The organism is Rhodohalobacter halophilus (genome assembly GCF_001715195.1).
Taxonomy (GTDB): Bacteria; Bacteroidota; Rhodothermia; order Balneolales; family Balneolaceae; genus Rhodohalobacter; species Rhodohalobacter halophilus.
Map to the genome: position 1 here is coordinate 44568 of NZ_MDWE01000008.1, position 16204 is coordinate 60771.

Genomic DNA, 16204 nt, shown 5'->3' on the forward strand with positions numbered 1-16204 from the left:
TCACGAATTTAAACAGTTTAAAAAATAGGTAATACATTATGAGATGGTTTGAAACACCAAGTTTCGATTTTATACGAGGACAGAAGATCGCGTATCTATTTTCAGGTACGATGATCGTGATATCCATTGTGGCCATTTTCGGCCTGGGACTGAATTATGGAATTGACTTCCGGGGCGGAAAAGAGTTCGTTTTTGAGTTCGATCAGCCTGTGGATGTTGTAGAGTTAAGGGCAGAACTGACTGAGCCGCTGGGCACCGGAAATGCACCGGAGATTAAACTCTTTGGTTCCGATCGTGAAATTCTGCTTCGAACAGATGCGGAAGGGGAGATTGATGTAGTTCGGGAAACCATCATGAGCACATTTGCTCAGCTATATCCCGACGCCACCGTAACTGTGGAGAAAACCGACCTTGTAGGCCCACGATTTGCTGAAGACCTTCGCCAGGGCGCACTCTACTCCATTATCTTTGCGTTGGCGGTCGTGTTCATTTACATTTTTATCCGGTTTAAAGGGTGGTATTTCTCAGCCGGCGCGATTGCCGCACTGGCCCACGATGTGCTGATTGTACTCGGGGTTTTTACACTGATGGCCGAATTTGCTCCGTTTGATATGAGTATCGATCAGACAATTATCGCAGCTTTTTTGACTATTGTCGGTTATTCGCTGAATGATACCGTAGTAGTATTTGATCGTATCCGCGAAAACTCTATTATATATAAGACAATGGCGTTTAAGGATATGGTCAACAAAAGCCTGAACGACACATTGAGCCGAACTGTAATCACTTCGGTTACTACCTTGTTTGTAGTAACTGTGCTGTTTATATTCGGCGGAGAGGTGCTTAAAGGTTTCGCATTTGCGCTCGTACTTGGCGTAATTTTAGGGACTTACAGTTCACTCTTTGTTGCCAGCTCGCTTGTTTTAGAGCTTCAGAAACGAGCCATGAAGGCAAAGGCAAAATCTTGATTGTTAACTAACAAACTAATGGGTAAGTGATATGAGCTTTAATGTTTCTGAACGCTACAATTCTGTAGTCATCGAAATGAAAGGGAATGTAATGGGCGGTCCTGACGCTGTAAATCTGAATGAGTCTCTTCATAAGCTCATCGACGAGGGCAAAAAGAATGTTGTTGTTGATCTGAGTAAAGTGAAATTTATGAACTCCTCAGGGCTGGGAATGCTCATTGGCGGGCTGACTACTCTTCGGAAAGCAGGAGGAGATCTCCGAATCGCAAACGCTTCAGATAAAATTGAAAGCTTGCTGATGGTTACGAAACTCATTACCGTTTTCAAGCATTTCCGATCTGTTGACGACGCAGTTGCCTCTTATGAAGAGAAGTAACTCATCCGCTTACAACTAAACTTTTAACGAAGGAGGTGTATCCATACACCTCCTTTTTTTTGGAATCTATGGCTGTACGAATTATTATCGGCGCTCAATGGGGCGACGAAGGAAAAGGAAAAATTGTTGATCTGCTAAGTAAAGAGTCGAACTATGTTGTACGATATCAGGGAGGGGCAAATGCAGGCCACACCCTGAAATTTGACGATAAAACGATCGTTCTTCACCTCATTCCATCCGGAATGTTTAACGGAGATTCGAAGTGCATTATCGGTAACGGTGTTGTTATCGACCCAATCGCACTTGTAGAAGAGATCAAAGAAGTAGAACAACTCGTGGATATTGACTTGCACGATCGCCTGTTCATCAGCAGTTCAGCTCACGTTATTTTACCCTATCACAAAGTACTCGATCAGGTAAAAGAGAAGAGTCGCGGCAGTGATGCGATCGGTACAACCGGGCGAGGTATTGGTCCGGCGTATGTAAGTAAAGTATCGCGGGTAGGTATTCGAATGGGGGATCTGCTAAATCCGGAACTTCTTGAGGAGAAAATCAGGAAGAATCTGGCAGACATCAACAATGCTCTGAAGCATGTATATAACGAGCCGGAGTTGAATGCAGATGAGATGGTTTCTCAGCTCAAACCTGCAATCGATACGGTAAAGAAATATATTTGCAACACTACGGAATTGCTGCATAATGCTGTTGAGATGAACGAACCGATTCTTCTTGAAGGAGCTCAGGGAAGTTTACTGGATGTGGATCACGGTACCTATCCGTATGTTACTTCCTCTTCACCTACAGCTGGCGGTGCATGTACCGGGAGCGGTGTTCCGCCACTTGCAATAACTCACTCACTTGGCATTACAAAAGCCTACTGCACACGTGTGGGCAATGGGCCATTCCCAACTGAGCTGGACGATTCTGACGGGGAAAAACTTCGGAAAAACGGACAGGAATTTGGTGCTACAACCGGAAGACCACGGCGATGCGGCTGGCTTGACTTGATTGCACTCAAATATGCTGTCAGATTAAATGGCATGAATGAGCTCGCTCTCACAAAGCTGGATGTGATGGATGATTTCGAAACCATCAAAGTGTGTACGGGTTATGAGCTGGATGGTGAGACAATTGATCACTATCCAACCGAGACAGATCAGGTTGAGCGACTGAAACCGATCTACAAAACTTTTTCCGGCTGGCAGAGATCTACGCGTGACATCTCTTCGTATGACGAACTGCCGGAAAACGCCCGGACTTATATCGAGTTTATCGAAGAGTTTATAGGGGTAGATTTTACGATTGTATCCACCGGGCCGAAACGCTCAGAAACCATTGTTCGCTAAGTCTGTTGTTGATGAGCACTAAGAACTCATTTTGGGCTCAGTACCACGTCAAGGCATCCGGCCGGGCTGATGCTGAGTCTAAAGCTGAGATGATCGCCATTGAACAATCCGTTGAGATGCCTCCTGAGGTTGTACCGGACTCAGCGAAGGGCAACATCGCTTACGTCACTGAACTTGAGCAGGTGAACGCTGATATCTGGTCAGCGACCATCACCTTCAAGACGGCTCTTTTTGATTCAGATATTACACAGTTTCTGAATATCCTTTTTGGCAATATCTCGCTCCAACCCTGGTGCAGTTTGGTAGATGTAGATACCGATGTAATCAGTCAAACATTTCAGGGGCCTTCATTTGGGATTGAGGGTGTAAGAGAGCTTTTGGGCATTTCGAACCGGGCACTCAGCTGTGCCGTAATTAAGCCGATTGGCACATCCAGCAGAGAGCTTGCGACAATGGCCGAGCAATTTACATGTGGCGGTATTGATATTATAAAGGACGATCATGGGTTAACCAATCAACGATCCGCTCCATTCAAAGAGAGGGTTCAATTCTGTCTTCGGGCTGTTCGGGCAGGTGAACAAATCTCCGGAAAAAAGTCGCTCTACTTCCCAAATATTACAACATCTCCTCTTAAAATCGCCGACAACTACAAGCTCGCTTCCGACTTAGGTGCTGATGGCGTATTGATTGCTCCTCAGCTAATCGGGCCGGAAACGGTTCATGAACTTGCAAGCTTGGGAGGCCTTCCGATCATGGTTCATCCTGCATTTAGCGGTTCCGTACTTAAAACGCAGGGTGGAATCTCTCCAATTCTTTATTTTGGAAAACTCATGCGAGCGTTGGGATCAGATATTTCCATCTATCCAAATGCAGGCGGAAGATTCTCATTTTCAAGAGATCTTTGTAAATCAATAAACAGCACCTGCCGATCAAAATTGGGTAATCTTCAATCCACCTTCCCGGCACCCGGCGGGGGTGTTCGTTTGGATACAATAGCTGAGTTGGTTCGGGATTATGGTGTGGATACACTTTTTTTAATTGGCGGGAGTTTGTACAAACAGGGAGATTTACGTGATGCTGCCCAAGAATTTCAAAAAGCGTTAGATAGCCATGAGTGATCGGTCAAAAGTGATTAAAGCCACACCGGACGGATGGGAATCTATATCCAGACGTGAATACAAGACGGAAAAAACAAATTTTAAATCTGTTTCACGGTATTCACTTTTAACCGACGACTATCCGGATCTGAACTTTCACACCCGATATTTTGAAATTGAGCCCGGAGGCTACTCATCTCTGGAGATGCATCGACATCCTCACAGCGTTGTAATTTTAAAGGGAGCTGGCTCTGTAGTATTAGACAACGAAATCAAACAGGTTCAAGAACACGATGTGATCTTTATTTCACCCAATACCATTCATCAGTTTTTAGCTGATACGGACCGGGAATTAGGTTTTCTATGTACAGTTGATAGATACCGGGATAAACCGGTCATTCCGGATGACACTGAGATATCCAATAGAATAACTGACAAAAAAGTTTTGAAGAAAATCAGAAAATAACCTTGAAAAGGTCCCTCCGACAATCGTATATTTACTGCTCTTGAAAAATCGGGAGTAGCTCAGTGGTAGAGCATCCCGACGCCTCGGGACCAATGTTGGGGGCGCGAGGTTCATTGATTTACTGAATTTTAAACACCAAATACCAGCGGGAATAGCTCAGTGGTAGAGCACAACCTTGCCAAGGTTGGGGTCGCGGGTTCAAATCCCGTTTCCCGCTCACTTATTAAGGCTCAATTTGTTCATCCAGATTGAGCCTTTTTTATTTATGCCTCAATTCAAGAGATATGTTCTATACCTACATTTTATATAGTCTGTCAAAGGACGGGTATTATATCGGATACACATCTTCAACTCCTCAAGATCGATTAAACCGACACAACAACGGCATGACTCACTCCACTAAATCAGGAATTCCCTGGACAATTGTTTTCTCCAAATCTTTTGATGATAAATCAGACGCATTCAGGTTCGAAAACCTCATAAAAAGACAGAAAAGCCGGAAATTTCTTGAACGACTGATAAACTCAGACGAAAATGAATGTAATTTTTAGCTCAGCGGAAGAGCATCCCGACGACTCGGTACCAAGGTTGGGGGCGTCCCGAGCAATTCGGGATTTCCCGCTCATTAAAAAGCTCAAAACAATGTTTTGGGCTTTTTTTGTTTGAGTATCTAAACTCAGTTGAGATGTATTTCACCTATATAATCTTCAGCTCGTTGCCAGATCAGTACATATAGAGGTTATACTGCGGCAACACCTCAGGGCCGGTTGGACCGGCATAATAATGGAATGACTCGCTCAACGAAATCGGGAATTCCGTGGGAAATTGTCTTTTTTAAATCTTTTGAGAATAAGTCTGGTCCCATCAAGTTTGAGAACTTTATCAAGAATCAAAAGAGCCGTGAGTTTCTTGGGCGACTTGTGAACTCAGGGGTTAACGAATGTAATAAATTGACACGCGTATTATAAATGTTGACCGGAAGGGTGTTGATCTATTTTCATTATGCGATACGCAGATCGTCCATTCCGTCAGTTTGTACTGCCAATACAGCAATGAGGAGGGCAGTGGCATTACTTTTGCAATTATGAGTAGTAAAATATGGATATGATCAACTGATTATGGACTATAAAGATTACTACAAGACGCTGGGCGTATCCCGTGACGCTACACAGGAGGAGATTAAGAAAAAGTACCGGAAGATGGCTGCAAAGTTTCATCCTGATAAGAATCCGGGAAATAAGCGCGCCGAAGAAAAGTTTAAGGAGATTGGTGAAGCGTATGAGGTATTGAAAGACCCGGAGAAGAGAAAACTGTATGATCAGGTTGGTTCTGATTGGAAGAAATATCAGCAAGCCGGTGCCGGTGCCGATGACTTCAATTGGCAGCAGTATGCAGGTCAGGGCGGCGGCAGGCAACGAACCAATATAAATATGGAGGACCTTTTTGGCGGCGGACAACATTCTTCAGGAGCCGGCAGTCCATTCTCCAGTTTTTTTGAAACCCTATTCGGCGGCGGCCAGTTTGGGGGGAACGGAGGAGATCCGTTTGGAAGACAAACATCACAAACGTACTCCGGTGCACGATCCAGGCGCCAAAGCCGGGTAGCGGATACAGAGGCTCAAATCAATGTGGATCTTGCGGATGTGATTCGGGGTGTTGAAAAACAGCTTCGTATCGGCTCGGAGAAGATGAAGGTTAAGATTCCGGCCGGTATTGAGGATGGAAAACGCCTTAAGCTGAAGGGTAAAGGTAAGCCCGGACACGGTGGTGTGAAGGGAGATCTTTATCTGAAGATTAATATTAATGAACCGGACGGGTATGAACGGAAAGGGAAAGACATTATTCAAACCGTCGAGGTACCGGTTTATCAGGCCGCACTCGGTGGGGAGTTAACGGTGCAAACATTGGATGGAAAAGTGAAATTGAATATTCCACCGGAAACTCAGAATGGCAGCATGTTTCGACTGGCAGGAAGAGGCTTGCCAGAGTTTAATAATCCGGGTAAACGAGGAAACTACTTTATTAAAATCTCCCTCCGGATTCCTGAAAAATTGAGCTCAGAAGAGAAAAAACTCTATAAAAAACTCTCAGAGCTTCGGTCATAATTTTGCGTTAGTCAGTTCGAATAAATGGTGATATTTTACTGTATCACACCAACGATTAAAAATCTATTTAGATGAATATCTTAACACTTTTTTTCGCACTTCTCATCATATCACCTTTTGAGGTAGATACTCATAACAATGAAAAATGGGGGCAAATCGGGCATTATGTGACCGGTGAAGTGGCTGATGCTTACCTTCAGGACGATGTTAGAGAGCGTGTATATGAAATACTGGATGGCAGAAGCATGGCGCTATCATCGGTTTGGATGGATGATATTCGATCGGACAGTGAGTACGACTACACGAGGACCTGGCATTGGGCTACAATCCCGGATGGAAAGACCTACGAAGAGGCTGAGCAGGATGAGGGAGGCGATATTATCTGGGCTCTCGAAACATTAATTGAGGAGCTGAAGCAGGGAGGGTTGACTGAAAAAGAGGAGAGAGATAAACTCAGAATGGTCATGCACATGATTGGCGATATCCATCAGCCGCTTCATGTGGGAACAGGTGAGGATATGGGTGGTAATCAGGTGCGTCTTCAGTGGATGGGGAACGACTCAAACTTGCACAGGGTGTGGGACAGTGACATTATTAATTCTCTTCAGATGAGTTACACAGAAATTGCCTGGGAAATTGATTACATCTCTGAAGAAGAGGTTGAAGAACTGCAAAGCGCTACGGTTAGAGACTGGGCATACGAATCGATGAGTATGCGCGATCGTGTTTATAATTTGCCGGATAACATGAGAATCGGTTACGAATACCGATATGTAAACCGTGATGCTATTTTTGACCAGCTTTTAAAAGCCGGAATTCGAATGGCCGGAGTGCTCAATGAAATTTACGGTGAACGGTAGTTTTTAATACTCTTTGAATACCTGCAGGTGGAGGTTATAGTCTGCAGCAGAATAGAGAACAAATCGTATATATTTTACATGATTCAGCTCAGCGGCCTTTTCTTTAACTGCTGAAAAAGCAACCTGAGCTGCTTCTTTCATTGGATAACCGAATGCCCCTGTTGAAAGTGCCGGAAATACAATCGACTCAATCTTATTCTCTTCGGCTACCTGTAACGCATTCTGATAACATTTTTTAAGCAACTCCTCCTCAGGTTTATCTTTGCCATAAACAGGACCAAGGCAGTGGACAACATACTTATTGGGCAGGTTTGGTGCTTCTGTAATGACGGCTTCTCCCGGTTTAATAGGCGCGAGCGGGCGGGTTAACTCCTCCAGCTCAGGATCTCCTTTCCCATGTATGGCACCGGCTACACCACCTCCCGACTTGAGTTGGGCATTTGCAGCATTCACAATTGCATCACAATCGGGCTGGTCAGATATGTCGCCGGTCATCAGTTCGACCATCACTTCATTAAACTCTACATGCATAACGGCTTTATTAGATTCTTTGCAGGTATTTCATTCCCTTAACATACAGGTTAAAGAAGGAGCTGCAAAATGAATTTCGCTCTCAATTTCCCGAGTTGTCCGATGTCAAAACGACAAAACAGGCAGCCCGAAAAGCGTTTACATTATCGATATAACAGAATTTTTATATGATTAATTGTCAGCTAAGCAGAAAAAATATCAAAAAGCGCTTCCCATTGATGGTGGAAAATGTAAGGGCTTTTTTATTGCAAAAAAGTTAAGTGTGATTAGTCTAAAAAATGATTACAAAATTGCACATGAAACCAACCTAAACTTTAGAAACGCTTTCATGTAAAAATGTCATATAAAATGATTGAAGATGTTTAATGCGGATGGCACATCCACTTGAAGTGCTATTGAGAACGAAACTATCTTTTGAGTCAATCAAACATTCAAGTAAGTAAACGTAAGAACTCAAGTGTTATGAAGAATTCAATCCATATAATTTTCATTATTTCTCTGTTCATTTTATCAATTACAACAGAGGCTTTCTCTCAAGACGTTCAGAGCTACACTATAAGTGAATCTCAAACCGAACGCCTGGAAGAGGGTTTGATTTATGGGCTTTCATCGGATGTTTCCGGTGTAGTGGAGTCAGCGCTATTTAATATGATCAGCTACAAAGTTGAGTATCCAGAATTTTCTTCGGATAAAGTTATAGCAACTGCCGCAGCCATTGCTGAAGATCATCCATCAGAAAGAGTGCAAAAGAAAGCTCAACTGGCTGTGGATTATTACACCCATCCCGACAACTTTCCACAGAGTGAGGTTCTAATCGCTGAACTGGATTATACGAACCAGGATCGTATTTTCGATTTTCTGCAACGAGGAGTGAACTCCGGACAGTTTACATCCACACAAGAGTAACTGTTTAAAATTGAATTGAGGGTTAATGGAAACCGTTTGTCATAGAGCAATATGGCAGACGGTTTTTTGTATTGGATGCAATTGAGGCAGTGTCATAGAGTAATACTCTGCCAAATAGAGAATCTGTTGCACAGGTTGTCGGGTGCACTGCAATTCCGACAGGTTCGGCCTACAGGGTACGGTTTTAGCTTCTGTATCAATAAATCTGTATCAATAAAAAAGAAATTATAAACAGGAGCTAAAATGAATTTCAATAAGTTTACGATTAAGGCACAAGAGGCTGTACAGGCGGCACTTGAGCTGGCTCAAAATGCTAACCACCAGGCTGTGGAGCCGGCACATATTCTAAAAGCGCTGTTAAGTGATTCGGAAAATGTGACGATTCAGATACTGAAAAAGATCGGCGTCAATGTTTCGTCGCTGTTGGATCAGTTGGAGGAAAAGATTAAATCCTTTCCGGTTGTGAAAGGGGCATCCGTTTCCGGTCAGTATCTGTCGAACAACACGAAGGCAATGTTTGACAAGGCTCAAAGTGAGGCTACAGAGCTTGGAGATGAGTATATCAGTTCCGAGCATATTCTGCTTGGGATGATGGGTGCATCATCCGAAACAAGCTCACTGCTGAAGGATCAGGGGGTGAAGAAAGACCAGGTACTCCAGGTTTTGAAGGATGTGCGAGGAAGCCAGACAGTGGATGATCCAAATGCGGAGAGTCGCTACCAGGCGCTGAAAAAGTATGCCCGAAACCTGAATGAGCTGGCAGAGAAAAATAAGCTGGATCCGGTTATCGGGCGAGATCAGGAGATTCGCCGTGTGATGCAGATACTCTCACGCCGAACCAAGAACAATCCCGTTCTGATTGGTGAGCCAGGCGTGGGTAAAACGGCCATTGCCGAAGGATTGGCGCTGCGAATTGTACGCGGAGACGTACCCGAAGGGTTGAAATCAAAACAGATTGTGGCACTTGATATGGGTGCATTGGTGGCCGGGACCAAGTTCCGCGGTGAATTTGAGGAGCGCCTCAAGGCCGTGGTGAAAGAGGTGATGGATTCCGATGGGGAGATTATCCTCTTTATTGATGAGATCCATACACTCGTGGGTGCCGGCGCAACGGAAGGATCGATGGATGCGGCCAATATTTTGAAACCGTCGCTGGCCCGTGGCGAGCTGCATGCGATCGGTGCTACTACGTTGACCGAATACAGAAAATATATTGAGAAAGACAAGGCGCTCGAACGGCGACTGCAAACGGTCTTTGTGGGAGAGCCATCGATTGAAGATACAGTATCGATTTTGCGCGGGCTTCAGGAGAGATATGAGGTTCACCATGGAGTGCGGATTACAGACGCGGCTATTGTAGCCGCCGCAGAATTATCTCATCGGTATATTGCGGATCGATTTTTACCGGACAAGGCCATTGACCTGATTGATGAAGCCGCTTCACGACTGAGATTACAGATCGATTCAATGCCTGAAGAGCTCGACAGCATTGAACGCCAGATTCGGCAGCTTGAGATTGAGCGGGAAGCCCTGAAGCGTGAAAATGATGACGCGAAACTGAAAGCAAATGAAAAAGAACTCGCTGACCTGGAAGAGAAACGGAAATCAATGCGGGCACAGTGGGATCACGAAAAAGGGCTGATCCAGAAAACCCGTGAATTGAAGCAGGCGATCGAAACGGCTCGCAATCAGGCCGATAAAGCGGAACGCGAAGGTCAGTATGAAAAGGTAGCTGAACTGCGCTACGGGACCATTACACAGCTTGAGAAAGATCTTGAAGAGACGAAAGCCAAACTGGATGATGTTCAGGAAGGCAGATCTTTGCTGAAAGAGCAGGTTGAAGCTGAAGAGATTGCAGATATTGTGAGCCGATGGACCGGAATTCCGGTCAACAAGATGTTATCCAGCGAGCGTCAAAAATTGCTCAAGTTGGAAGATGAACTCCATAAGCGGGTGATTGGCCAGGATCAGGCTATCGAGGCGGTCTCTGATGCAGTAAGGCGATCAAGAGCCGGCCTGCAGGATGAGAACCGACCGATCGGGTCGTTTATGTTCCTGGGATCCACCGGTGTGGGTAAGACGGAACTGGCAAGATCACTGGCTGATTTCCTCTTTAATGATGAGGACGCCATGATTCGGATCGACATGAGTGAATATATGGAGAAACACAGCGTGAGCCGGCTGATCGGTGCCCCTCCCGGATATGTCGGATATGATGAGGGTGGCCAGTTAACCGAAGCGGTTCGACGAAAGCCCTATTCTGTTGTATTGCTTGACGAGATCGAAAAAGCTCATCCCGATGCCTTTAACATACTGCTGCAGGTTCTGGATGATGGCCGACTAACAGACAACAAAGGCGTAACGGTCGATTTTACCAATACGATTGTGATTATGACCAGCAACATCGGGTCCCATTTAATTTCAGAGCGGATTGAGAAGAGCGGAGGCGAAATGGATGATGCCACCTACAGAGAACTTCAGGACAAACTCTTTGAACAGCTGAAGAAAACCATACGTCCTGAGTTCTTGAACCGTATTGATGATGTGGTTGTATTCCATCCGCTCGATCAGCGACATATCCGGCAGATTGTGGATATACAGTTGCAGCGTGTTGAGAAGATGCTAACCAAGAACAAGGTATCACTATCAGTGAGTGATAAGGTGAAAGACTGGCTGGCCGCTCGAGGATACGATCCGGTTTACGGAGCCCGACCGCTGAAGCGTGTTATTCAAACTCAGATTGTCAATCAGCTTGCCAAACAGTTGATTCAGCGAGAGGATGATAGCGAAGGCATTGAGTTTGAGGCTACTGTCAGCAAAGATGGAAGCAAACTTGAATTTGCCGAAGTGTACAACGATGCCGAAGCATGGGCTGATTAAAATTACCCCGGCAGACCGCTCCGTACGTCGGAAAATTAAATTCAATAAAAAAACCTCCAAGGTTTTCGAAATCTTGGAGGTTTTTTTATGGCTTACACATTGAAGTTAGATAATCACTCTGATGTGAAGAATTCCCTTGTTTAAATTGAATCTAAACAAGAGGGGGGGGTACTTTGGTGGAGCCATTTGGGGTATTTATGAGAAACATAAATCAAATCAATAGGTTATGAAAATAATAGAAAAAGTCTTACTAATAACTGTTTTAGTAGTTGGAGTTAATTTAGCAGATAGTGATCCAGATCTCCAAGATTGCGCAGATTTGACAAATAATTGTGTAGCAACAGCAGACGAACAATATGAAAATGGAAATTACTCCGAAGCACAGTGGCATATGTTTGTCGATAGTATTTGCCCAAATGCCGGGATGCAATGTGCTGTAGAAATAATGGATTAATATTAATTACAAATTTGCATCAATACTGCCATTTAAGTGGCAGTATTTAATTTTTATATTAAGATATGAATCAGCTGTTATTTATTTGTATTTCATTATTCTTCTTGGTTCAAACAGACTATAAAATTGGTGATGAAATAAGTAAACCAGAGTTAAACGGTACTTCATTCTATGATATACGTGATTTTAAAATAGAAGATGAAAAAATCTACATCGCGGATTTCAGAGGGCTGAACGTATACGCTTTTAATTTGAGTGGAGAATTGATTGGAAAAAGTGGAGGAGAAGGACGAGGACCAGGCGAATTCGTTCATGGACCAAGAATTATCACTCCAGCTGAAGACAGAGTTTATGCAATTGGAATGATGCCGTTCTTTTATGTTTACGATAGTTCGCTTACCTACTTGAAGCATGAGTATTTTATTAATAACCCAATAAATTCATACGACATGCATTTCTGGGATAATAAATTGTTCATTGCATTGACTCAATTTTATGAAGAAGAGCTCATCGTATACGATTTAGAAAAGGGTTCCCAGGAAAGTGTCTTTCTGGATTTTGAATTGCAGCCGGGTTTATTGGCTGAGTATAATATGTTTTCTATTGGATCATACTGGTTGTTTGCCTGGAACTATCAAAATAAGTTTCGTTTATATGATAAACACTTCAACCTAAAACGAGAATTTTCAATTGATGGAATACCAAAAATTGCGGATGGGATTAATAACGAACTCCGAATGATTCCAAATGAGGCAACATCACATCGACAGAAGGTTTACAGTTTAGGTACTTTTATGCCAATGGGTACTTTTTTTCGAGGTTTTGTTGTGCTCAGTGAGGATCATTTTTTGGTTCAGCTAGGAACACAAACCGGTGGCTCTAATCTTGCAAAGATTTTGGATGTTAGTGGCAATGTGGTACAGGAAATTACTTTGCCACAAAGAGGTAAGGTTCTAGGATATTCACAATCCGAAGGAGCTCTTTACATGCTCAATCAAGAAGAGACAAACGTTGTTGCTTATGAGTTTTATGAGTAATTGAATCTAGTGGATACAGGCTTGTCGAAGCCGATGGAAAGTGAACATTTTACCCGTCTGCCCGCACAAAGCGTCCTGACGGGAATTTGTTCCAATAAAAAACCCTCCAAGAGTTTCGAATTCTTGGAGGGTTTTGTGTTCTAAAGTTAGTTTGAACGGTTAGATACTCACCCGAATTCTGGAGTAAACATATCGCCCTTCAAACCCGGAGGGTGAAAAACCGGAATACTGAAAGATTCCATTAAAGCTGTTCCCCTGGAATGTTTTGTCCGGGTAAACATCAAAGATGTTGTTTCCTCCCAACGCGATAGCAACGTTTTCGCTGATATTGTAGGTGAACTCAAGGTCCGTTGTAAAGACATTTCCATACACCTGATCCTCATCCGGGTTCGATCGCAAGACTTCAATTTCTCCGTACCGAACACCGCGCAGCATCAGCGACCAGTTATCACGTGAGTAGTTGGCCATAAAATTGATGTTGCTGCTCGGCTGGCCTACCTCAAACCGCCCGATTTCAACTCGCCCGAAGAGCGGAACATCGGTTAAGCCTTCCAGTTCTGCCGGGGTGTCAATCTCATCCTTGTTGGTAATTTCGGTTTCATTGAAGTTCATTCCGAGTGTGAAGCGCAGTGTAGAGTTGTCTGCAAGATTAAATCCATATCTTGCAATCACATCTAAACCCTGTGTCTCAGTATCCACCGCGTTTGTGAAGTAGCGGCCACCGGTTGCGTTAATTCCCTGGTTTTGCAGAAAATCGGCAAGGTCTTGACCGGTGAAATTCTCCGTAAACACTACACGGTCATCAATGGTGATGCGATACACGTCGGCAGTTAATGAGAAATTACCACGCTCAAATGTGGCACCTGCACTCAGGTTGACTGATGTTTCCGCATCGAGTGACTCCGCCCCAAGCGCCTGTGCAGCAGCAGAATTAACGGGGAAAGTACCAACCTCGAACGGAGTGCCATCGATAAAGACGGTAGCGATAGAGGTGAAGTATGACTGAGCAAGGGATGGAGCACGGAATCCGGTACTCGCTGCACCACGTACGGCCAATCCTTCGGTAATTTCAAACCGGGTTGAAATCTTACCTGTCAGAGTATTTCCAAAATCACTGTAGCTTTCGAATCTGCCTGCAACGCCCAATGTCCATGGGTCGGTGATATCTGTTTCAAAATCGGCATAAGCTGCGATACTGTATCGGTCTTCATTCTGTTCGTTGCGAGGAGAGAATCCAGGGAATACCTGTGCTCCCGGTGCAGCTCCGTTGCCGCCATCGGCATACGATTCGGCTTCACCGCGAATGATTCTGTAGAGTTCATAGCGGAATTCACCCCCCAAAGCAATACTCAGCGGTTGTGCGGTTCCAATATCAGCTGTTCTCACAAAATCGAGATTGGTTGTTGCCTGATCAAACGCAAGCGTGCCGGCTTTAAAGGTGGTTGGACTTCCAACGCCGATTGATGTGTTTACTGAGTTTGTTACTCCGTACTCAATAGAGTTGTGTCCGTAAACCTGGCTGAAATCATAGCTCCAGTCACCGGTTCGTCCTTTTATTCCAGCTGAAAATGAACCGTCATAAACGTTTGAGGTAATCAGGGGTAGGAAGCCATCCGGATAGTATTCCGGCACGTTCCTGGCATCCAGTGCCCGGCGATAAAAGCCGCCGGATTCTCCTTCTCTGAAACTCATGCCGCCAAATGCATAGAGTTCAACATCGGGTGCTACTTCCATGCTGCCGCTAAAAAAACCACTCACGTCCAGAAGTTCACTTGAGCCGTAACGATGATTAAATCGGTCAAATGTCTGCTCTCGAGGATCGGGATCTCCGTTTATTTCCGGATAGTTAGGGCGTGGATCCAAACCGGCCCGGCTCGATTTGCCACGATCTCGATATTGACCGGCTACATATAAACTTCCGTTGTTTGGCAGTTCAAAACCATAACCCAAATGCAGGTTTACAGTCTTTCCGTCATAATGCCATACATCTTCTTGTCCGGGATAGTAGGGGGAAGACAGAAAATCTGCGTTTGAACCTCCATCTGGAAGAGCTTCTCCTGAAGCATACCCGCGCTCTTCCTGTGTAAGGTTTTGTCCGTAGGAAAAAGATGCGTCAAAACCTGTCGACTCTTTCAGGATGATATTAATCACTCCGGCAATAGCATCCGATCCGTACTGGGCAGCAGCCCCATCTCGTAATACTTCAATTCTCTCAATCATATTTACGGGGATGGCATTAAGGTCAACCCCTGTGGAACCACGACCAACCGATCCGTTTACGTGAAGAATGGAGCTGGTGTGGCGTCGCTTACCGTTAACAAGTACCAATGTTTGATCGGGTCCTAGCCCTCTTAAAGTGGCTGGCCGAACGTGGTCAGTTCCATCTGTGATAGATGATTCGGGAGAGTTAAAGGAGGGAACCAAAGCCCGAATGACTGCAGTGGTTTGTGTAAATCCTGTTGCCTGAACCTCTGCTGCACTGATTACATCTACCGGAACGGGCGATTGTGTTATTGTCCTGCCTTGCCGGCGCGTACCAAGAACTACGACTTCATCACCGCCAACAGTTGCTAATTCAAGCGTAATATTTACAGTCACTGTTTCACCTGAAGAAATTGTGATATCCTGTCGGTAGGTCTGATAACCTAAAAAACTTACCTGAAGGGTGTAGTCACCGGCAGATGCACTAATCGAATATTCACCGTTCGGATTTGTTGAAGTACCGATATTTTCACCGACTAAAACAACATTGGCACCCGGTAACGGATTATTGTCAGTGTCAGAAACGACTCCCTCAACGGTTCCTCGTTGTGCAAATGATTGAGCTGCTGTAAAGATCAACATCAGCATCATCCAACCCGCCATCTTAGAGATGGTACGATATATTTTGTATTGTATGAGCGTTGATATCATATGACTTGAGATTTGATTGCGATTTATTACTGAAGAGATCTTAAAGAGCATAGATGGGTCTATACTGTTTAGGTCTTACTTCATTTTTATAGACTACAGTTTTTTCCACCCCGTGCAGTCTATATTTTTAAATAAAATCACAACCAAAGATAAATCGTTCAATCAGGAAAAGTCGTTCGGTTAATAAGATTAGTCTGGAGGAGCGTTTTGAAAAGAAATGTACTGAGAGGAGTTTCTAATTGAAGATGTGGAATATGTGCAAAAA

The 16204-nt window shown here is 44.3% G+C and carries 15 protein-coding genes and 1 tRNA gene; 14 read left to right on the forward strand and 2 right to left on the reverse strand.

Translation table 11 applies throughout. The features are described 5' to 3' along the window. Nucleotides 1-38: 38 nt before the first annotated feature. The 10 genes from secF to BG260_RS03340 all read left to right on the forward strand — a co-directional run bounded on the left by secF (nt 39) and on the right by BG260_RS03340 (nt 7218). The gene (gene secF / locus BG260_RS03300) at nt 39-968 is read left to right on the forward strand and encodes a protein translocase subunit SecF (RefSeq protein WP_069130526.1); all 930 of its coding nucleotides are present in this window, start codon (nt 39-41) and stop codon (nt 966-968) included. Nucleotides 969-999: 31 nt separating this feature from the next. Continuing rightward, complete coding sequence (locus BG260_RS03305) at nt 1000-1344, forward strand: STAS domain-containing protein (protein ID WP_069130527.1); 345 nt, start codon at nt 1000-1002, stop codon at nt 1342-1344. Nucleotides 1345-1412: 68 nt separating this feature from the next. Continuing rightward, the gene (locus BG260_RS03310) at nt 1413-2690 is read left to right on the forward strand and encodes an adenylosuccinate synthase (RefSeq protein WP_069130528.1); all 1278 of its coding nucleotides are present in this window, start codon (nt 1413-1415) and stop codon (nt 2688-2690) included. Nucleotides 2691-2701: 11 nt separating this feature from the next. Continuing rightward, entirely contained in the window at nt 2702-3808 is a 1107-nt protein-coding gene (locus BG260_RS03315; RefSeq protein WP_069130529.1) for a RuBisCO large subunit C-terminal-like domain-containing protein, read from the forward strand. After that, nucleotides 3801-4253 (forward strand): cupin domain-containing protein, encoded by a 453-nt coding sequence (locus BG260_RS03320; protein WP_069130530.1) that lies wholly within the window; start codon nt 3801-3803, stop codon nt 4251-4253. The genes BG260_RS03315 and BG260_RS03320 overlap by 8 nt, the downstream gene beginning before the upstream one ends. Nucleotides 4254-4398: 145 nt before the next feature. Next, a tRNA-Gly gene (locus BG260_RS03325) sits at nt 4399-4470 on the forward strand. Nucleotides 4471-4537: 67 nt separating this feature from the next. Next, nucleotides 4538-4804: a GIY-YIG nuclease family protein gene (locus BG260_RS14515; RefSeq protein ID WP_069130531.1), complete on the forward strand. Its 267-nt coding sequence runs from the start codon at nt 4538-4540 to the stop codon at nt 4802-4804. Between the two features lie 171 nt (nt 4805-4975). Next, nucleotides 4976-5221, forward strand: coding sequence for a GIY-YIG nuclease family protein (locus BG260_RS14575; RefSeq protein ID WP_083750071.1), 246 nt, complete (start codon nt 4976-4978; stop codon nt 5219-5221). Nucleotides 5222-5371: 150 nt separating this feature from the next. Next, nucleotides 5372-6358, forward strand: a complete 987-nt coding sequence (locus BG260_RS14325; RefSeq protein ID WP_069130532.1) for a DnaJ C-terminal domain-containing protein — start codon at nt 5372-5374, stop codon at nt 6356-6358. Nucleotides 6359-6429: 71 nt separating this feature from the next. Next, the gene (locus BG260_RS03340; RefSeq protein ID WP_083750072.1) at nt 6430-7218 is read left to right on the forward strand and encodes a S1/P1 nuclease; all 789 of its coding nucleotides are present in this window, start codon (nt 6430-6432) and stop codon (nt 7216-7218) included. Between the two features lie 3 nt (nt 7219-7221). Here the strand turns inward: BG260_RS03340 and BG260_RS03345 are convergent, their stop codons facing one another. Beyond that, nucleotides 7222-7749, reverse strand: a complete 528-nt coding sequence (locus tag BG260_RS03345; protein WP_069130533.1) for a macro domain-containing protein — start codon at nt 7747-7749, stop codon at nt 7222-7224. A 462-nt stretch (nt 7750-8211) separates the two neighbouring features. On the opposite strand from BG260_RS03345, the gene BG260_RS03350 reads away from it, so the two are divergent. The 4 genes from BG260_RS03350 to BG260_RS03365 all read left to right on the forward strand — a co-directional run bounded on the left by BG260_RS03350 (nt 8212) and on the right by BG260_RS03365 (nt 13026). Beyond that, entirely contained in the window at nt 8212-8655 is a 444-nt protein-coding gene (locus BG260_RS03350; RefSeq protein WP_069130534.1) for a hypothetical protein, read from the forward strand. A gap of 243 nt (nt 8656-8898) precedes the next feature. Then, a complete protein-coding gene (gene clpB, locus BG260_RS03355; protein ID WP_069130535.1) occupies nt 8899-11535 on the forward strand; it encodes an ATP-dependent chaperone ClpB in 2637 nt (878 codons plus the stop codon). Between the two features lie 226 nt (nt 11536-11761). Beyond that, on the forward strand, nt 11762-11989 hold the full coding sequence (locus BG260_RS03360) for a hypothetical protein (RefSeq protein ID WP_069130536.1): 228 nt from the start codon (nt 11762-11764) through the stop codon (nt 11987-11989). Between the two features lie 65 nt (nt 11990-12054). Next, nucleotides 12055-13026, forward strand: a complete 972-nt coding sequence (locus BG260_RS03365) for a 6-bladed beta-propeller (RefSeq protein ID WP_069130537.1) — start codon at nt 12055-12057, stop codon at nt 13024-13026. Between the two features lie 159 nt (nt 13027-13185). Here BG260_RS03365 and BG260_RS03370 read toward each other — a convergent pair whose 3' ends face one another. Next, complete coding sequence (locus BG260_RS03370) at nt 13186-15939, reverse strand: TonB-dependent receptor (RefSeq protein ID WP_176719424.1); 2754 nt, start codon at nt 15937-15939, stop codon at nt 13186-13188. Between the last annotated feature and the right edge of the window lie 265 nt (nt 15940-16204).